Origin of the sequence: Bacillus cereus group sp. BfR-BA-01382, assembly GCF_022663475.1 — a bacterium.
Classification (GTDB): Bacteria; Bacillota; Bacilli; order Bacillales; family Bacillaceae_G; genus Bacillus_A; species Bacillus_A thuringiensis_S.
Genome location: NZ_JAKUFQ010000012.1, coordinates 73,389 through 92,524, shown reverse-complemented (window position 1 = coordinate 92,524; position 19,136 = coordinate 73,389). Strand labels below are relative to the sequence as shown.

Below are 19,136 nucleotides of genomic sequence, written 5' to 3'. Positions count from 1 at the left end.
CTATCTTTCTTATGATAAGATAGCTTTTTTCTATTTCTTGGATATCCTGGTATAACTTTATTTATTTTAAAATTTTCACAATCACGTTTTTCTCTGGAAAATAGTTTACAATGTAATCAAGTTACAAATGATATTCACCTTAAAAAGTGTGCATTTGTGTCTATTTTTTAACAATATATCAAAAACTATTGCCTTCTATAAATTAATAGGTTTATATTGTTTTATTGGCATAGTTTCAATCCAAGGAGAAAGGAGATTTTCAATCGTGCAACTAAAGAAAGCGTTTTGGAAGTTGGCTTCGCTTCTTCCGTTATCATTACTTCTGTTCCTCGGTGGCTGTGATAAAAAACTCGCAGTATTAAATCCGCAAGGACCTGTTGCAAAAGCACAGTATGATTTAATTGTTTGGTCATTCTTGCTTATGTCATTAATTATCGCAATTGTATTCATTCTGTTTACAGTCATCTTGATTCGTTATCGTGAAAAACCAGAGAATATGGACTATGAGCCACCTGAACAACACGGTAACACATTACTAGAAATTATTTGGACGCTTGTTCCTGTTATTATCGTTATCGCATTATCGATTCCAACAGTAAAAGCAACTTATGCTTCGGAAGAGGTTCCGAAAGAGTCCAAACATATTAAACCAGTTGAAATTTATGTTACATCTGCAAACTGGAAATGGTTATTCAGTTACCCAGAGGAAAAAATTGAAACCGTTAACTATTTAAATATCCCAGCTGGTGTACCAATTCAATTCAAACTGACTTCTGTCGGCCCAATGAATGCTTTCTGGGTACCAGAACTTGGTGGTATGAAGTACACAATGGATGGCATGATTATGGATCTTTATTTACAAGCTGATAAGCCAGGTTCTTACCTAGGCCGTAGTGCGAACTTCTCTGGTGAAGGATTCACACACATGGAGTTCGAAGTTGAAGCAAAAACTAAAGAGAAATATGACAAGTGGGTTAAAGAAGTACAAGAAAAGGCTGATAAGTTAACCGAAGAGAAGTACAACGAAATTATTAAACCTGGTGTAGTTGGACGCATGACGTTCTCTAGTCACCACTTAAGTTATGTAGATCCAAAATCACTTGAATATTGTGATTACAACTACTACAAAAACAAAAAATAATAGCTATTATTCCAACAGATTGGAGTGAACACAGTGAAGCTTGATGAATTCTTTGTCACAGGTGACCCGATTATTTACGGTGCAGACGCTTCTATCGTTCTTGTGACATTAGCAATCATTTTCGTACTAACAAAGTATAAAAAATGGAAATGGCTTTGGGACGAATGGTTGACAACTGTTGACCATAAAAAAATCGGAGCCATGTATATTATTTCTGCGGTTATCATGTTATTCCGTGGTGGTATGGATGGTTTAATGATCCGTGCACAGTTAACATTCCCAGAAACAACTTATTTAAACGCTGAACACTATAACGGAATCTTTACAACGCATGGTACAGTAATGATTCTTTTCATGGCAATGCCATTCGTTATGGGATTAATGAACCTTGTAGTACCATTACAAATTGGTGCTCGTGACGTTGCATATCCGTTCTTAAATGCTTTAAGTTTCTGGTTATTCTTTGTCGGAGCAATGTTATTCAACATCGCTTTCGTAATCGGTGGTTCTCCAGACGCTGGGTGGACTTCTTACTTCCCAATGGCAGGTACAGAGTTTACTTCAGGCGTAGGAAATAACTACTACGCAATTGCATTACAGATTTCAGGTCTCGGTACGCTAATGACCGGTATTAACTTCCTTGTTACTATCTTAAAAATGCGTACACCTGGTATGACTTTAATGAGAATGCCAATGTTTACTTGGTCAATCTTAATTACAACAATTATCATTATTTTCGCTTTCCCAGTATTAACAGTTGCTCTTGCATTAATGACATTTGACCGTCTATTCGATGCTCACTTCTTTACGATGGCGAGCGGCGGTATGCCGATGTTATGGGCCAACCTGTTCTGGGTATGGGGTCACCCTGAAGTATATATCGTTATTTTACCGGCATTCGGTATTTTCTCTGAAATCATTAGTACATTCTCACGTAAGCGTCTATTCGGTTACAGTGCGATGGTATACTCAATGGTTGCAATTTCTTTACTAAGTTTCGTCGTATGGCTTCACCACTTCTTCACGATGGGTGCAGGTCCAGCGGTTAACTCATTCTTCTCGATTTCGACAATGGCGATTTCGATTCCAACCGGGGTTAAGATCTTTAACTGGTTGTTTACACTGTATAAAGGACGTATTCGTTTTACAGTTCCAATGCTTTGGTCATTGGCATTTATTCCAAACTTCGTAGTCGGTGGGGTTACAGGGGTTATGCTTGGAATGGCAGCAGCTGATTATCAATACCATAACAGCTACTTCCTAATTGCTCACTTCCACTACGTATTAATCGCAGGTACAGTATTCGCTATGCTTGCTGGATTCACATTCTGGTATCCAAAAATGACTGGTCATATGTTAAATGAACGCCTAGGTAAATGGACATTCTGGATCTTTATGAGCGGATTTAACATCTGTTTCTTCCCAATGTACTTCTTAGGTTTAGACGGTATGACTCGTCGTATGTACACTTACTCTGAAAGTCTTGGATGGGGATGGCTAAACCAAATCGCATCTGTTGGTGCGGTAATGATGGGTATTGGCTTCCTACTTCTTTGCTACAACGTAATTTGGAGTGCACGTCACGGTGAACGTGACACAACTGGAGATCCATGGGATGGTCGTACACTTGAATGGGCAACTCAATCTCCTGTACAACATTACAACTTCGCAAAGCTTCCTGAAATTAAAGAAGCTGATGCTTTCTGGTACATGAAAAAACGCGGAGAAACAGTTACACCAGCAGCAGAAGATATCAAACCAATTCACATGCCAAGTAACTCTGGTGTGCCTATTATTGCGTCTTTATTCTTCGGTCTTGCAGGTTTCGCATTAGTATTTAGCTGGTTCTGGCTTGCAGCAATCGGTGGTATTGGTATTTTAGCTTGCTTAATCTATCGTTCATTCGATTATGACGATGGTTACTACGTAAGTGTTGATGAAATTAAAGAAACAGAACATATAGCATGAGAGGTGAAATGACATGGCGGCTTTAGATAAAAGCTTACCTTTGGAATATCAATCCGAACAAAGCAGATTGAATATCCTAGGATTCTGGATTTTTCTTGGGGCTGAAATTATGCTGTTCGCAACACTTTTCGCCTCTTATCTAGTCCTTGCTGGTCGTACGGCAGATGGCCCAACTCCAGCGCAACTGTTTGAACTTAAAACGCTTTTAATTCAAACATTACTACTTTTAACAAGTAGTTTCACATGTGGTATCGTAATTCACGAAATGCGTAAGCACAACCAAAAAGCGATGCTTGGATGGTTCGTCCTTACATTACTTTTAGGTGCAGGTTTCCTATTCTTCGAGATTGAAGAGTTCATTATGTATATTGGTGAAGGCGCAACAATTCAAACAAGTGCTTTCCTATCTGCATTCTTCGTTCTTCTTGGAACGCATGGAGCCCACGTAACAGGCGGTATCATTTGGGCAATTTGTGTTATTATCCAAATTTTAAAACGAGGTCTAACACCAGTTACAGCTCGTAAAGTATTCATTATCAGCTTATACTGGCATTTCCTTGACCTTGTTTGGGTCTTCATTTACACACTAGTTTACTTGAACGGGATGGTGGCGTAAATGGCTCAAAACAACAATCAAGCAAATGGGCATGCGCATAGCGGATTCCCTTGGTCACACGTTTTCGGATTTATTTTATCGCTTGCATTAACGTTTCTAGCGTTATACGTGGCACTTTACACAACATTGCCACTTTCAACAGTCTTAACAACTATTATCATCATGGCTGTTGCGCAAGCATTGTTACAATTAATTATGTTCATGCATTTAAAAGAAGGAGAAGGAAGAGTTCAAATTCTTACAATGATATACAGTTTCTTCGTTGCAACTGCAACAGTTGGTTTAACTGTATGGATCTTCTTCTCAATGTAATGTACATGAAAAAGACTGCTGAGATTCCTCAGCAGTCTTTTTTTATCCCCTCCCCTATTACATCCACATTACGGAATTAACAACAGAATCATGAAAAATATACTTATTATGACAAATGTTAAGAAAAGTCTTTCTTTATGAAATCGAATCCATATGCGTTGCTTTTCTACCTATTATATGGCTAAATAGGTACTATATTTATTTGAAGGGAGAGAACGCAATGGAACATCATACTTCTGTTCTATCACTTATGGTTATCGTTGCAATCGCGTTTTTCGTTCCCCTTTTGTTACAACGCTTTAAATTAAAAGCACTTCCTGTTGTCGTTGCAGAAATTATTGCAGGAATCTTTGTAGGTAAAAGTGGGTTTAATATTATTGAGCCAGATATATGGCTTCAAGTTTTATCAACATTAGGATTTATCTTCCTCATGTTCTTAAGCGGTTTAGAAATTGATTTTTCTATCTTTAAACAAAAAGGGAAAAAAAATACGACAAACGAGCCAAATACATTTCAAGCAGCAAGCATTATCTTCTTATTTATTTTCATCTTATCTTATGCCCTATCATTACTATTCGTATGGCTAGGATTCGTAGATAATGCAATGTTCATGACTTTAATTATTTCAACTATTTCTTTAGGTGTTGTTGTACCAACATTAAAAGAGAACAACCTAGGAAAAACTGCAATCGGACAAATCATTTTATTAGTTGCTGTTATTGCAGACTTAGTTACAATGATTTTACTCGCTGTTTTCGTCGGATTAAATTCCGAAAGCGGCCAAAGTATGTGGCTCTTACTTCTTCTATTCGGTGCCGGTATTGTCATTTACTTTATTGCAAAACGCTTTAAAAACATTCCATACTTAGATAGTTTAAAAGCTGGTAGTGTACAAATTGATACACGGGCTGTTTTTGCACTCATTTTAATCTTAGTTGGTTTATCGGAATCTGTTGGAGCAGAAAATATTTTAGGTGCCTTCTTAGCAGGCGTACTTGTATCGTTATTATCACCAAATGAAGATATGGTTGAAAAACTTGATTCCATCGGCTATGGTTTCTTCATCCCTATTTTCTTCGTAATGGTTGGTGTAAATCTAGAGGTATGGTCTATTTTCAAAGAACCTTCTAGCATGCTAATGATCCCAATCTTAATTGTAGGACTCTTTATTTCAAAACTCTTACCATCACTCGTCTTACGAAAATGGTATCCACGTAATATCGTACTTGGAAGTGCAATTTTATTAACATCGACACTTTCTTTAGTTATTGCGGCTGCACAAATTGGTGAAAAACTGGGGATTATCAGTCCAAGTTTATCTGCCTCTCTTATTTTAAGCGCAGTTATTACTTGTATTTTTGCACCTATATTATTTAAAAAAATGTTCCCAAAAGTAGAAACACCAAAACCAAAAGTAGCTATTATTGGCGCGAGCAGAATTACCCTTCCGTTATCACTAGATTTAAAACGAGAAGATTATGACGTAACGCTATATATGATGCGTCAAAACAAAATAAATGATGAAGAAGCGAAATCACATGACTTTCCTATCGTGAAATTAGATGACATCACAATTGCATCATTAACTGAACAAACAGCATTTGATGCAGATCGCGTCGTTGTTGCAACAAGCGATGATGAACAAAACTTATTATTGGCAGAACATGCAAAAGAGCTAGGTGTTGAACATGTTATTGCAAGTGTAGAAGATCCACTTCTACAAGAAAAAGCAACGCAAGAACATATCGCTGTATTCTCAACAATTAACTCTACACGTATTTTATTACGTGCACTTATTGATAAACCTAGTCTCGTTCGCTTAATTACAACAGCAAACGAAACAGTACGCGAAGTTGAACTGCGCAGCAATAAATATAACGGCATTGCGCTTCGCCGCCTCCCGTTTTTAGGTGATGTACTTGTCATTCAAATCTACCGCGGTAATAAAGCATTAATACCACATGGTGATACAAGACTACAACACGGTGATACATTACTTGTAACAGGTTCAAAAGAGCATATCGATACACTAAAAAACATATTAGAGTAAAAAAAATGCCCCCCACATAATTGAGGGGCATTTTTTAATTTTCATATGGTAAAATGTTACTATCACATATTATGAGGATGGATTACATTATGTCTATTGTAACTTTAGCTCTCTTATTATTAGCAGAAGTACTCGTCGCCATTATTCTCATCGGTGTTAGCATTGAAATTTGCAGCTATGGTTGGAAAAAATCAAATGGAGTTAAATACTCATGCCTTTTTCTTTCACTCCTTCTAGGAACCGCTAGTATACTCGGCCTTCTCGCTGCACCTGCATACTTCTTTATACAACTTATAGAAAAAGGTTTATAAGAAAGGATGATAATATGATTACTGTGCAGTATATTGATGCATCCGAGACACACTTATTACGCCAAGCGGTGTTGCGTCCCAATCAGTCCCTAGCAGACTGTAAATACTCTTCTGACTACGAAAAAGACACATTCCACTTAGGTGCCTTTATAAACGATGAGTTAATTAGCATCGCTTCCTTCTCAAAAGAAATATATCCTGATTTGCAAAATGGTATCCATTATAGACTACGAGGAATGGCAACATTACCTAACTTTCGGAACAAAAGAGCTGGAAGCTCCTTAATTCAGACGGCAGAACAAATTTTAAAAGAACGGAAAGCAAACATTCTATGGTGTAATGGCCGTATTACTGTAACTGACTATTACAAGCGATTAGACTTTCAGGAGCATGGTGAAATCTTTGAAATTGAACCGATTGGCCTTCATAAAGTTTTGTATAAAAAGATATAAGAAAAGCTTTCCTCAATACGGGAAAGCTTTTCTTATATTTCAATCTTCACTTTTTATCTTTTTCATATATATGTAGATAAATAAACTAGGAACTAAAAAACAAGCAAACATAATAAGTGCTGTTATACTTATTTCTTTTATCGAGATATCTGGTGTTACAATGATACAAACAGCTAATATCCCAATAATAATACCTACTGGAATTAATAATAATTTCATGAAATAGCTACGTGACACTCCGCCTGTGTGCTCATATACCTCTACAGAATGTTTTAAATTTAAGAAGTTAATAACTACGATCCCGCCAATAAATATCATTAATAAATCCGAAACACTTTCATATCCTGCCTCTTGCAAGACATAGCGGTAAAAGATGATAGCTAGTATGACGATATTTTGTAAGATGAAAGCCAATCTAATATGTTTTAACCCTTCAATCATTAAACGTTCATCTTTCACGATTTTCATCCTATCACTCCTTTTCCTCCCAAAACAACTCATTCAACGTTTTATCTACTGCATAACAAATTTTCAAACATAAATCTAAAGATGGATTGTATTTCCCCTTCTCAATTAAACTAATCGTTTGCCTTGTAACGCCTACTTTTTCTGCTAATTGTTGCTGTGTTAAATCTAACTGAACACGCGCGACTTTTATTTTACTTACAGCCATTCATGTTCCTCCTCCACCTTTATTGTAACATATATATTCCTTTAAGTAATTTATATTTTACAAAACCAATTAAGTTTTCACCTTATTCCAATTAGTGCGGGCTAATACACAGTGGGGATCCTCCCTACTGCCTATAGTCTCACTTTATTATACACAAAAAAGGAGCCTCTCATAAGAAGCTCCCTCTCCTATATCTATATTATAAGAATAAATGACATCCAAATAAAATTGTAAATAAGTATAGTAATGGATGTACTTCCTTTCCTTTACCCTTCACAATTTTCAAAACTGGATATACTAAAAATCCAATTGCGATTCCATTTGCAATACTAGATGTTAACGGAATACCTATAAAAATCAAAAATGCTGGTAACGCATCTTCAAATTCATTCCAATTAATATCTCGAATGCTTTGTGCCATTAAACTACCTACTATAATTAATGAAGGAGCTGTAATAGCGGCCACACTTGATAAAGAAGCAATAACAGGACTGAAAAATGCCGTTATAATTGTTAGACCAACAACTACAATCCCTGTTAATCCAGTTTTCCCACCTGCAGCAATACCTGCTGACGATTCAATCGTCGCTGCTGTTGGGCTTGTTCCAAAGATAGAACCTGTAGTCCCTCCAATTGCATCTGCAATAAACGCTTTACCAAAACGCTTCTCTGTATTGTCTGTAATTAAACCTGCTTGTTTAATTAAACCAAGTAATGCACCTGTTGTATCGAATAAAAGTACAAGTAAAAATGAAAATACAACACCATATAATCCGTATTCAATTACATCTGAAAATGCATTGGTTGGGTTTGAAACGATAATACCCTCTGGCAAATGAGGCATCGCCACAATTTTATCAGCAAACTTCAATTGCCCTGTAAAGAAGGCGATAATTCCTGTCACAATCATACTAATAAATAATGCACCACTCACACGTAATGCCATTAATACCGCCGCTAATATTAAACCAATTAAAGTTAAAATAACAGCTGGAGAATGAAAATCACCAATCGTAACTAAATTAGACGGATGATCTACGATAATTCCAGAAAGGCGCAATCCAATAAAAGCAATAAATAGTCCAATTCCACCTGCAATTGCATGCTTTAAACTATCAGGAATTGCTAAAATTAACTTTTGCCTAAACGAAGTAAAAGATAATAAAAGAAAAATAATCCCCGTTACAAATACAGCTGAAAAGGCAACTACATATGTAATCCCTTCTGCCTTCTGTACAACAGAATAAGCAAAATATGCATTCATTCCCATAGCTGGAGCAATAACAATCGGGTAATTCGCGAAAATTGCCATACCTACTGTTCCAACAACGGTGGCAATAATTGTTGCTGTAAACGCTTGGTCAAATGGTACACCTGCATCAGATAATATTTTTGGATTGATGACAAGAATATACGCAAATGTAAAAAAAGTTGTGATGCCAGCTAAAAACTCTTGCTTCACAGAAGTGTTATATTTTTGTAATTGAAACATGCTTATGTACCCTTCCTACACCTGAATTATTATCACACATTCTTTTCTTACTAGTATGTGAGAAAATATAATACTTAATCTTAACAATCAATAAAAAGAAGAGTCAATATATTCCCTAATAGTTCGAATTTTAAGTTTAAGTCTGACAAGTACAGATGTAGTACAGTTCATTATGATTATTTTTGTAGCATAACAGATAGAAATGTTTTATAATTTGAAATAGTTAAATATTTAGCAAACGCATTCAAATATCGTTCACTCTACAAGGGGGATTCTTCTTATGCAGCACACAAACAAATCTGGAACTTTAAATCGTGGTTTAAAAGAACGACATATTACTTTAATGTCACTTGGCTCAGCTATTGGTGTTGGGCTATTTTTAGGATCCGCTTCCGCTATTAAACTAGCCGGTCCTTCTATTTTACTAGGCTATATGATTGCCGGACTCGTTATTTTTTTCATTATGCGAGCTCTCGGGGAAATGGCAATTGAACAACCTGTTGCCGGTTCTTTTAGTAAATATGCATATGATTATATCAGCCCACTCGCTGGTTATATTACTGGTTGGAATTACTGGTTCTTATGGGTTGTTACTTGTATGGCTGAAATTACAGCAGCTGGTATTTACATGCAGTACTGGTTCCCAGATATCCCGCGCTGGACTTGGGCATTACTTGCTCTATTGTTAATGAGCGCTTTTAACTTCTTATCGGTAAAAGTATTTGGAGAACTTGAGTTTTGGTTTGCTCTCATTAAAATTGTCACAATTATCTGTATGATAGTAGTCGGAGCTGGTATTATTTTATTCGGATTCGGAAACGGTGGTATCGCTACTGGTATTTCAAACCTTTGGTCACATGGTGGCTGGTTCCCAAATGGTTTTTCTGGGTTACTACTCTCCATGCAGATGGTACTATTCGCTTATTTAGGCGTTGAATTAATCGGTGTTACAGCTGGTGAAGCTCAAAATCCGAAGAAAACACTCGCAAAAGCAATTGATAACGTGTTTTGGAGAATATTACTGTTCTACGTAGGAGCTCTATTCGTTATGATGGCAATTTATCCATGGAACGAACTTGGTGAGAAAGGAAGCCCATTCGTATTAACATTCCAGCAAATTGGTATCGCAAAAGCAGCAGGTATTATTAATTTTGTCGTATTAACAGCAGCTCTTTCTTCTTGTAACGGTGGTTTATTTAGTACAGGCCGTATGCTATTTACATTAGCTCAGCAGAAAAAAGCTCCTGAAAGATTTGGTCGTTTAAATAAAAACGGCATTCCAAGCCAAGGAATTGTAGCAACTGCTATCGTTTTACTCATTGGTGTTATATTAAACTATCTCGTACCTGCAAAGGTATTTACATGGCTTACTAGCATTTCAACTTTCGGCGCAATTTGGACTTGGGGAATTATATTAGTTGCTCAAATTAAATTCCGTAAAAGCTTACCTACTCAAAATAAACAAAAGTTATCATATAAAATGCCTTTATACCCATTAAGCTCATATTTCTCACTCGTTTTCCTTGTATTAGTACTAGGTATAATGGCGTATTCAGAAGATACACGAATTGCATTGATTGTCGGCCCAATTTGGCTTATCGGCTTAGCAATCGTATATTACATGAAAGGGTTTCATAAGATTGATGAAACACCTAACTCAAAAATTAGTTAAGCAAAACACCCCTTCCTTATTACTTGGAAGGGGTGTTTTTATATCTATATAAATATTTCTCAACAAAATTCACGGTATTTTTACAATCTTTTAATATTTTTTATGTTTTCCGTCTTTATTTTTACAGAAAAATAAATTACATTATTAAAGCACATATATTTATTATTAGGGGGATTCTTCTATGAAGAATAAAAAATGGATTACATTTTCTTTAGCAACAGCAATTACACTAAGTATAGGGACCTCGTTCATACCGTCTACTTATGCCGAAAGCTCTGTAGACCCAGCTCCTGAAATTGCTGCAAAAGTTGTAAATCAAAACAATGGGAAGAAAGTATTATTCGATAATACACACGGTCAAACTGCTGGGACAGCTGACTGGGTTATTGACGGCGGCTTTTCTGACTTCGGAAACGGCATTGCAAAAAACGGATATCACGTAAAAGAACTTCGTAAATCAACACCTATTACGTACGAAGACTTAAATGGTTACAATGTATTTATCGTTCCAGAAGCTAATATTCCTTACAAAAAATCTGAGCAGGACGCTATGTTACAATATGTAAAAAATGGTGGTAGTATCTTCTTTATTGCCGATCATTACAATGCGGATCGTAATAAAAATCGCTGGGACTCTTCTGAAGTATTTAATGGATATAGACGCGGTGCTTGGGATAATCCAGCAAAAGGAATGTCTAATGAAGAAGCAAATTCACAAGCTATGCAAGGAGTAGAAAGCTCTGATTGGCTATCTGACAACTTCGGTATTCGCTTCCGCTACAATGCACTTGGTGATGTTTCAGCGAAAACAATTGTATCGCCTGAACAATCTTTCGGAATTACAAAAGGTGTTTCTTCTGTAGCAATGCATGCTGGTTCTACTCTAGCAATTACAAACCCAAAACTAGCAAAAGGACTTGTTTACCTTCCAGAAAATCCATCAAAATGGAATAACGCTGTTGATAGTGGCGTTTATAATGGCGGTGGTATTGCAGAAGGCCCATATGCTGCAATTGCAAAAATAGGACTTGGAAAAGCTGCCTTTATTGGTGACTCTTCTCCTGTTGAAGATGCAACGCCAAAGTACGTTCGTGAAGATTCTGGCCAAACAAAGAAAACTTACGATGGTTATAAAGAAGAAAACGATGCGATTTTATTAGAAAACATCGTAAATTGGTTATCGAATAAAGAGACATTTACAAGTTTAGATCAAGTAAATGGTTTACAACTTGATTCACCTACAGCTCTACAAACATTTGAACAGCCAAGCTTATCAACAGAACCACAACCTGAACCTTGGAGTGCACCAAATGCAGGTTATCAATGGTTTAATACAAATACTTTTAAACCAGGTTCATACGGTTATAACGGTGCGGTAACAACAAGCGACTACGTCGTTACACACCCTAGCATTCTACCAAACAATGAAATTTTCCAAATGAAGATTCAAGTAAACAACTTACTACCTAATACAACTTATAACAACTATTCTTTAGGTATATTCACTACTGGTGGAACACAAGTAGCAAAAGTTCAAAATACAAACGGCACTTGGCCATCTGCTTTCGGATATAGTAGTGCATTCTCTTTCACAACAAACAGCTTAGGCTCTGCTGAAAAAGTTGTAAATGTACAGATTGATTCAAATACAACTGGACAAGCAACGCTTCGTCTACGTCAAAATACAACAGCGAAATATAATGAAACTGTAACGATTAATAAAAAATAATGAAAAAGGCAATCCATACATGGATTGCCTTCTTTTCACTTCTCTTCTTTTGAGAAAAACATTCTTGAAATAACGATACCTATACTACCGACGATTAGGAATAACACTGCCCTAATCATCATCGAAACCTCCGGTAAGTCAAGTAGGAATAACTTCCCTACCGTTACTACTAATACGATTAATCCAGCATATAATATTTCATTCATCTGTCTATAACGGCCAAACCAAACTGCAAATAACGCATATATCATCCATAATAACGATACAGATACGCTAATTATACTTCCATCTGTAGAAAGAACTTCACCAATTCTAGTAATTGTAATAAATACAATGACCATTAACCAGTAGAGCGCTATAGAGTACACATACTTACCAAAACTCGCTAACACTTCTTTCGCTTGTCTCATGCAATAATAGAATGTTCCTATTAAAATAATATGAGCAACAAAGCCTGCCGAAATAAATTGATCAAACGGACTAAAAATCGTTTGTATCATTCCAATCGCGTAAATCGTTGCACTAACATACAATTTTATCTGTTGTTTTCCTTTAATAGAAGTAACCATTCCAAGGAAACCTTGTAATAATAGTACGATCGCTGCATTTACTAAACTATACTCGTATAAAATCGCTAAACTAAATGCTCCCATTGTGAAACCAAATAAGAGATTTGTAAATGTAGAATGTCTATTCTTCCTATACTCAAGCACAAACATAGCAGCGTGCACAATTGCACTAATAATTAATCCCCATGTTGTAAAATCAGGTATTTTTGAAATAGCTAGTATAAAGAACACTGCATTCGCACTAAATATCGCCAAACGCGGTTCTGGTATAAAACTTCTCTCCGTAAACATATGCCAAAATAATAGTAAATGAATCAAACCATATACAATCGTTAACTGTATTTGCAAGTTCTCTACTAATATTGACATAACAGCAAAGAAGACAAAAAGAACAATGGCCGCAACAGCGTAAGAAATCATATATAAATATTTATAACGATTTTTCAATCCATACCATAATAAACTAAGTGTTAACACTGTCTCATATCCAAAGAAAATATAAGGATTAGGAGTCGTACTATTTAACAAGAATGGCACGAAGAACGCTCCTACCGCTACGAAGATAGTAAGGTATTCCGAGTTATATCTTTTCGCTAAATAAATCCCTAAAATAACCCATGTAATATTAAAGAGAAACGCGATACTTGCCGGAATAAATGCATACAAATAATGTGCCGCAAACGTCGTTAAAACAATCCCCGAAATACTTCCTCCAACCAATACTAATCCTAACGCCTGCCGCTTTCTTTTAATTTGAATATCTCCTATATAATACAAACCGATAGATAATGCGATACCAAACACAATTCGTATTGCTGGTGTTAATAAACCAGCATCTACCCCTGCTTTAAATAACCAGATCACTCCAAGCAACATAATACCGACAAATACACGCGGTAACCACGTTTGACAAAACTTAATAATATTAAATGGCTCTGGTTTAAAAGCAGATATATCTACTTGTTTTACCTCACATTCTTGCAAAGGCTCTTTTATCTTAACTATTTCTTCTTTTGGCTTTTCCTCCATTACCGTTTCAATATATTCTTTCTTATCCTTACTAACATGTTGCTGAGCGTTTTCTACTTCTATTTCCCTTTGCTTCACCTTTAATTCAGCAAGTGCTTCTTGAATCGTTTCAATTGCCGTTTCGAGTGCTTCTATTTTCTTATCCAAATCCTTCTTCATATGCTACCCCCTTATTCGTAACTCTCATTAAACCTATATATTACCAATTACCTTTATCATACTCTTAGTCTATTCATTTTCAATAGTATTTTTCCAAAAAAAGAAAGGTGTCTTCCCAAAATAGGAAAACACCTTTTTACTCATTTATTCTTATTTAAAGCAATGCTAACGATGAAACCAAGACACATGCCTACAATAGCTGGAACAATCCATCCAACACCTTCTGTATAAAACGGAATGTATTTTAATACTGACGTCCACTGATTCATCATTACATTTTTATTTAAAATATCAATTGCACTAAATATTGCTACAATCCAAACAGTTACTGTATATACGTATGCATACTTCCCAATATACTTATGGAATAACCCTAGAATAATAAGCGTTAATGCAATTGGATAAATAAATCCAAGAATTGGTACTGATACTTTTAAAATTTGCGTTAATCCTAAATTAGCTAAGATCATACTAACAACGCTTACTATAAATGCCCACACTTTATAAGATACTTTCGGAAATGCACTCGAAAAAAATTGACTACAAGACGTAACAAGTCCAATTGAAACACATAAACATGAGATAGTAAAAATAAGACCTAATAAAACGACTCCGCCAGGTCCAAATAATGTAGTCATAACTTGTGCTAACACTTTGGTACCGTTATCAAATGTTCCTAATGAGCCACTAATTGCCCCCACATATCCAAGGATGACATAAATAATCGATAATAATAGTCCTGCCCCGATTCCAGCAATACTCATATATTTCGCTAAACCTTTATCATCTTCAATACCCTTTGCACGTAATGCATTTGCAATAACAATTCCAAAGATTAAAGCAGCTAACGCATCCATTGTTAAATATCCATCTAAAAACCCTTGAAACATAGGAGCTTGGCCATAGTTCCCTATTGGTTCTTTCATATCTCCTACTGTTGTAAACATACTCTTTATAAAAATAAGTGCAATCATACATAATAATAACGGCGTCAAGACTTTTCCAAACAACCCCATTAGTTTAGATGGTGATAAACTTAACCAGTAAACAATACTAAAGAAAATAACTGTGTAAAACAATAATACTCCGCTTCCTGCTTCAGGGAATAACTGACCTGGCCCCATTTCAAAGGCTAAACTTCCCGCACGTGGTATACCAAGCCCAGGTCCAATAAATACATACACGATACATGGAAAAATAATTGCAAATGAAGAATGAACTCTACCCGCTAACGTTTGAAAACTTCCTGCTTTTGCAATAGAAATAACACCTAATATAGGAAGACCTGTTGCTGATATAATAAATCCTACTAACGAAATCCACACATGTTCTCCTGCTTCATATCCAAGAAAAGGTGGGAATATAAGATTCCCTGCTCCAAAGAACATCGAGAATAACATAAGACTAATAAGTAAAATTTCTTTTTTCTGTAACAATTTCATTTCTTTCTCCTTCTTTAATTTCATCTTTTATGAAATCAATTCCACATATAAAAAAAGTACAATAACCCGCTTCCTTACAAAGAAAACATAGTCCATAGTCTATCACAAAAGAAACACCCCTTCTATAGCTATTCCCTTTTTCCAATCTCTTCTGAAAAATCAACCTTTATTGACTTATAATAGTTAATAAAGTAAAATATTAAATGTACAAAATTATTAACTTTGTTTTTGTTTGTGTCAGGAGGAAAATAACATGGAATCAGCGATACAACTAGAAAGAGAACAACAAAGAAAAAAGAAACATCCTCCAGGTTTATACTTACTCTTCTTTACAGAAATGTGGGAAAGATTTAGTTACTATGGATTACGAGGATTATTAACATTATATTTAACGACAGCTTTAGTAAGCGGTGGTCTTGGGTTTAGTCCCGCATGGGCACTCTCTATTTACGGATTTTATACTGGAGCCTGTTATTTCACACCAATGATTGGTGGATACTTAACAGACCGTTTTCTAGGTAGACGAAAAGCAATCACAATTGGTGGTATAACAATGGCAATCGGTAACCTTACACTATTTGCCTTGCAAAACCAATTAGGCCTATACCTCGGATTAGCGCTTATTATTATCGGTAACGGATTCTTCAAACCGAACATCTCTACACTGGTTGGAGAATTATACGAAGAGAACGATCCAAAACGTGATAGTGCATTTACCATTTTCTATATGGGTATTAACGTCGGGTCATTTTTAGCTCCACTCGTTTGCGGGTTTTTATCAGAAAATTTATTCAAAACAACAGTTGATGGCGTTGTACATTACGGATTCCGTTACGGTTTCTTAGCCGCTTCAATCGGAATGATTATTGGACAAATTTTATTTACAACATTATCAAATCGCTTCCTTGGTGATATCGGTAAAAAACCAACTCGCGATTTACAAACAACAGATGGACAACCATCAGTAGGAGATACACCGTTAACAAAAAAAGAAAAACAACGTACCGCAGTTATCGTCATTTTAACATGCTTCGTTGTCTTCTTCTGGGCTGGCTTTGAACAAGCTGGTAGCTCGTTAACATTATATACAAACAAATTTGTAGACCGCTCTGTGTTCGGATGGGAAGTTCCAACATCTTGGTTCCAATCGGTCAATCCATTATTTATTATTTTACTTGCTCCAGTCATTTCTGCATTATGGGCAAAACTTGCAACTCGCAAGCGCGGTGATTTAAAAATCCCAACTAAAATGGGACTTGGTATGATCTTGCTTGGTATCGGTTATATCATTCTCGTTATCGCTACATTAAAAACAGGTAGTGATGAACATAACATTACAGAAAAAGCAAACTTACTATTTATCGTCTTTACGTATCTTTTCCATACGTTAGGTGAGCTATTCTTATCACCTGTCGGACTATCAATGGTTAGTGCGCTTGCTCCGGTAAAATTAGCATCTTTACTAATGGGTGTATGGCTAGCAAGTTCAGGTATCGCCAACATTTTAGGCGGACAACTTGCAAGCTTCACAACCTCACTTGGATACGCTGAAGTATTCACGGTTATTGGCGCTGTGGCAATTGTATTAGGTTGTGTTTTATTATTAATTTCTAAGAAATTAGTGAAATGGATGGATTAAAAAAGATGAGGAATTTCTCCTCATCTTTTTTTATGCCGTTTTACCTTTTTCTATTGCTTGTTCGTACAGCTCTTTATGTTCTTTATATTCACTTGGTACGAAACTCTTATAGAAGAATGAGAACCAGCTGTCTCCCTTTTTATACCCTTCTTCTCGAATTTCTGCTGCTTTTTTATTCAATTTAAACCCTTCAGTAAACCATTTCTTTAACAATTCATTTCTTTCATACTTAGCAGGAACTTTTAAATTATAGTTTTCAAATGCATACTTATAGCCAGCCTTTTCTACTGCCTTTTTTGTAGACTTATAGCCTTTTTCATACGCTGTTTCATATGCCTTCACGTATACTTCTTTCTCTCTATTTCCAGGATTCTTTTCAGCTAGTTCTTTCCCTGTCTTTTCTCCTAATTCAGCTTGTTCTTTTTCAATTTTTTCTGTTCTTTCTTTATTCCCTACTTTGAACCCGTCTACAAAGTTTACCTTAAACTCTGGAGCAACTTGACTATCGTCCATCGTCTCTTGTGCTAAACCTTGTTCTTTTCCTTTTTCAAAATGCGTTTTCTTCTGCTCTTCTAAAGACCATGCGGCTGCATAAGTCGCTTTAAACGCTTGTTTATATGCATCAGATTTTCCAGCTACATGCACTTCTGCATCATTTTTTCCTGCTTTAAAATCAGTTTCTCCATTCTTTTGACCTTCAAGTTGACCTTTTTCCATATCAGCTTGGCGCTGCGCTTCCTCTTGCTTACGTGCCTCTTCAGCTTTTCTTTGTTCTTCGGCTACACGTTGTCTCTCTTCTTCAGCTTTACGCTGTGCTTCTGCTTGTCTCTCAGCTTCTACAGCACTATTATTATTCTGGCTAGGAGCTGGGCTCGTTGCACCACTACTAGAAGCTGGTTTATTGTGATAATGATATTCCCCGTACTGTAATCCCCATTTCTCACAATTTGTACGACACGTATGTCCGCCATTAGCATCTGTACGCCCTGGATGCGCATAAGCTGAAATTGGAGCTACCAATAACGCTATACTCGTTGTTAAAAGAAGTTTCTTCACCTGTTGTCTCACTCTTGTTCCTCCCAAAATATAGAATTATAACTTTATTATACATAAATAGAAGAATACTTAAATACAAACCAAAACATTCTATTTTTTCTCAACATTAGTAAAAAAGAAGGTGAACTCTTTAAAGAGTTCACCTTCTTTTTTACTTCTTCGCCTTCGTTCCTACTAAATCACCAGCAACAACATAACGCTTAGAATTATCCTTTACAGATACACATGTAATAAGCGTTATCTCATCTTTCCCATGATCCTCCACAACTTCCCACTTATCAGGAGTTACTTCAGATACACCAGTAACCGCATACTCATATTCATTTTCATTGTCATACAAATAAATTTTATCGCCTTTTTTCAAAGAAGCTATATCACTAAATAAAACACCTTTTTTAGACATGTTATGTCCTGCTAGTGCGTAATTTCCTTTTCCCATAACTTGATTTTCTTTTACTGTCGCTGCACCTGTTAATAAGTTTTTTTCAGTAGAAGCTTTCAAAACAGGCAGTTCTACTGAAACACTTGGAATCGAAATACGACCAATTACTTGTTTCTTATCTAATGATGCATTCGCTACTTCCGCCAAGTCTGGTTGATTAATTTTGGAAGCATCTACAAATTCCGTCTCATGCTTTTCATAATCCATCTTTTGAACAGCCTGCACATTTTCAGTCTGTTTCTTTTCAGCCTGATATCCATCATAAAATGGCTTTCCAATTAACACCCCACCTACAACAAATAGCAGGATTGCTACTATACTATAAATTCTTTGCTTATTCATATACAATTCCTTTCCCTTACAAAATCTTACTCTATATAAAAT

General features: G+C 35.9%; 17 protein-coding genes. 10 read left to right on the top strand and 7 right to left on the bottom strand.

The window, feature by feature from the left end; genetic code table 11:
- The first annotated feature begins 265 nt into the window (after window positions 1-265).
- From MR160_RS08115 to MR160_RS08085, 7 genes are all read left to right on the top strand, one after another.
- Complete coding sequence (locus MR160_RS08115) at window positions 266-1,141, top strand: cytochrome aa3 quinol oxidase subunit II (protein ID WP_001176164.1); 876 nt, start codon at window positions 266-268, stop codon at window positions 1,139-1,141.
- Between the two features lie 33 nt (window positions 1,142-1,174).
- Window positions 1,175-3,109: a cytochrome aa3 quinol oxidase subunit I gene (gene qoxB, locus MR160_RS08110; protein ID WP_000762373.1), complete on the top strand. Its 1,935-nt coding sequence runs from the start codon at window positions 1,175-1,177 to the stop codon at window positions 3,107-3,109.
- Window positions 3,110-3,122: 13 nt separating this feature from the next.
- Complete coding sequence (gene qoxC, locus MR160_RS08105; RefSeq protein ID WP_000729316.1) at window positions 3,123-3,725, top strand: cytochrome aa3 quinol oxidase subunit III; 603 nt, start codon at window positions 3,123-3,125, stop codon at window positions 3,723-3,725.
- Window positions 3,726-4,037 carry a cytochrome aa3 quinol oxidase subunit IV gene (gene qoxD / locus MR160_RS08100; RefSeq protein WP_000068425.1) on the top strand — a complete coding sequence of 104 codons (312 nt, stop codon included), beginning with the start codon at window positions 3,726-3,728 and terminating at the stop codon, window positions 4,035-4,037.
- A gap of 220 nt (window positions 4,038-4,257) precedes the next feature.
- A complete protein-coding gene (locus MR160_RS08095; RefSeq protein WP_000399955.1) occupies window positions 4,258-6,087 on the top strand; it encodes a monovalent cation:proton antiporter family protein in 1,830 nt (609 codons plus the stop codon).
- A 53-nt stretch (window positions 6,088-6,140) separates the two neighbouring features.
- Window positions 6,141-6,398, top strand: a complete 258-nt coding sequence (locus tag MR160_RS08090) for a DUF4022 family protein (protein ID WP_003260542.1) — start codon at window positions 6,141-6,143, stop codon at window positions 6,396-6,398.
- 14 nt (window positions 6,399-6,412) lie between these two features.
- Window positions 6,413-6,850: a GNAT family N-acetyltransferase gene (locus tag MR160_RS08085; RefSeq protein WP_000633849.1), complete on the top strand. Its 438-nt coding sequence runs from the start codon at window positions 6,413-6,415 to the stop codon at window positions 6,848-6,850.
- Window positions 6,851-6,889: 39 nt separating this feature from the next.
- On the opposite strand, the gene MR160_RS08080 is transcribed toward MR160_RS08085, so the two are convergent.
- The 3 genes from MR160_RS08080 to MR160_RS08070 form a co-directional block, all read right to left on the bottom strand.
- A complete protein-coding gene (locus tag MR160_RS08080) occupies window positions 6,890-7,318 on the bottom strand; it encodes a hypothetical protein (protein WP_000706625.1) in 429 nt (142 codons plus the stop codon).
- 4 nt (window positions 7,319-7,322) lie between these two features.
- Complete coding sequence (locus MR160_RS08075; RefSeq protein ID WP_000301184.1) at window positions 7,323-7,523, bottom strand: helix-turn-helix transcriptional regulator; 201 nt, start codon at window positions 7,521-7,523, stop codon at window positions 7,323-7,325.
- Window positions 7,524-7,722: 199 nt separating this feature from the next.
- Window positions 7,723-9,015, bottom strand: coding sequence for an NCS2 family permease (locus MR160_RS08070; protein ID WP_000487187.1), 1,293 nt, complete (start codon window positions 9,013-9,015; stop codon window positions 7,723-7,725).
- A 280-nt stretch (window positions 9,016-9,295) separates the two neighbouring features.
- On the opposite strand from MR160_RS08070, the gene MR160_RS08065 reads away from it, so the two are divergent.
- On the top strand, window positions 9,296-10,687 hold the full coding sequence (locus MR160_RS08065; RefSeq protein ID WP_001164901.1) for an amino acid permease: 1,392 nt from the start codon (window positions 9,296-9,298) through the stop codon (window positions 10,685-10,687).
- Window positions 10,688-10,868: 181 nt separating this feature from the next.
- Window positions 10,869-12,416: a DNA-binding protein gene (locus MR160_RS08060; RefSeq protein WP_000791516.1), complete on the top strand. Its 1,548-nt coding sequence runs from the start codon at window positions 10,869-10,871 to the stop codon at window positions 12,414-12,416.
- Window positions 12,417-12,451: 35 nt separating this feature from the next.
- Here MR160_RS08060 and MR160_RS08055 read toward each other — a convergent pair whose 3' ends face one another.
- A complete protein-coding gene (locus MR160_RS08055; protein WP_242297209.1) occupies window positions 12,452-14,173 on the bottom strand; it encodes a DUF2339 domain-containing protein in 1,722 nt (573 codons plus the stop codon).
- A 140-nt stretch (window positions 14,174-14,313) separates the two neighbouring features.
- Window positions 14,314-15,615, bottom strand: coding sequence for a branched-chain amino acid transport system II carrier protein BrnQ1 (gene brnQ1 / locus MR160_RS08050; RefSeq protein ID WP_242297207.1), 1,302 nt, complete (start codon window positions 15,613-15,615; stop codon window positions 14,314-14,316).
- A 253-nt stretch (window positions 15,616-15,868) separates the two neighbouring features.
- On the opposite strand from brnQ1, the gene MR160_RS08045 reads away from it, so the two are divergent.
- A complete protein-coding gene (locus MR160_RS08045; protein ID WP_000443141.1) occupies window positions 15,869-17,254 on the top strand; it encodes a peptide MFS transporter in 1,386 nt (461 codons plus the stop codon).
- A gap of 30 nt (window positions 17,255-17,284) precedes the next feature.
- Here the strand turns inward: MR160_RS08045 and MR160_RS08040 are convergent, their stop codons facing one another.
- Window positions 17,285-18,322, bottom strand: a complete 1,038-nt coding sequence (locus MR160_RS08040) for a YHYH domain-containing protein (RefSeq protein ID WP_001249807.1) — start codon at window positions 18,320-18,322, stop codon at window positions 17,285-17,287.
- A gap of 139 nt (window positions 18,323-18,461) precedes the next feature.
- On the bottom strand, window positions 18,462-19,094 hold the full coding sequence (locus tag MR160_RS08035) for a class A sortase (protein ID WP_001041729.1): 633 nt from the start codon (window positions 19,092-19,094) through the stop codon (window positions 18,462-18,464).
- Window positions 19,095-19,136 lie beyond the last annotated feature (42 nt).

Bases quoted from the DNA above. Each gene is read 5' to 3' on its own strand.
- MR160_RS08080 (WP_000706625.1), bottom strand. From the start codon at position 7,318: ATGAAAATCGTGAAAGATGAACGTTTAATGATTGAAGGGTTAAAACAT.
- MR160_RS08055 (WP_242297209.1), bottom strand. From the start codon at position 14,173: ATGAAGAAGGATTTGGATAAGAAAATAGAAGCACTCGAAACGGCAATT.
- qoxC (WP_000729316.1), top strand. From the start codon at position 3,123: ATGGCGGCTTTAGATAAAAGCTTACCTTTGGAATATCAATCCGAACAA.
- MR160_RS08045 (WP_000443141.1), top strand. From the start codon at position 15,869: ATGGAATCAGCGATACAACTAGAAAGAGAACAACAAAGAAAAAAGAAA.
- MR160_RS08070 (WP_000487187.1), bottom strand. From the start codon at position 9,015: ATGTTTCAATTACAAAAATATAACACTTCTGTGAAGCAAGAGTTTTTA.
- MR160_RS08095 (WP_000399955.1), top strand. From the start codon at position 4,258: ATGGAACATCATACTTCTGTTCTATCACTTATGGTTATCGTTGCAATC.
- MR160_RS08090 (WP_003260542.1), top strand. From the start codon at position 6,141: ATGTTACTATCACATATTATGAGGATGGATTACATTATGTCTATTGTA.
- qoxD (WP_000068425.1), top strand. From the start codon at position 3,726: ATGGCTCAAAACAACAATCAAGCAAATGGGCATGCGCATAGCGGATTC.
- MR160_RS08035 (WP_001041729.1), bottom strand. From the start codon at position 19,094: ATGAATAAGCAAAGAATTTATAGTATAGTAGCAATCCTGCTATTTGTT.
- MR160_RS08085 (WP_000633849.1), top strand. From the start codon at position 6,413: ATGATTACTGTGCAGTATATTGATGCATCCGAGACACACTTATTACGC.
- MR160_RS08065 (WP_001164901.1), top strand. From the start codon at position 9,296: ATGCAGCACACAAACAAATCTGGAACTTTAAATCGTGGTTTAAAAGAA.
- MR160_RS08075 (WP_000301184.1), bottom strand. From the start codon at position 7,523: ATGGCTGTAAGTAAAATAAAAGTCGCGCGTGTTCAGTTAGATTTAACA.
- brnQ1 (WP_242297207.1), bottom strand. From the start codon at position 15,615: ATGAAATTGTTACAGAAAAAAGAAATTTTACTTATTAGTCTTATGTTA.
- MR160_RS08060 (WP_000791516.1), top strand. From the start codon at position 10,869: ATGAAGAATAAAAAATGGATTACATTTTCTTTAGCAACAGCAATTACA.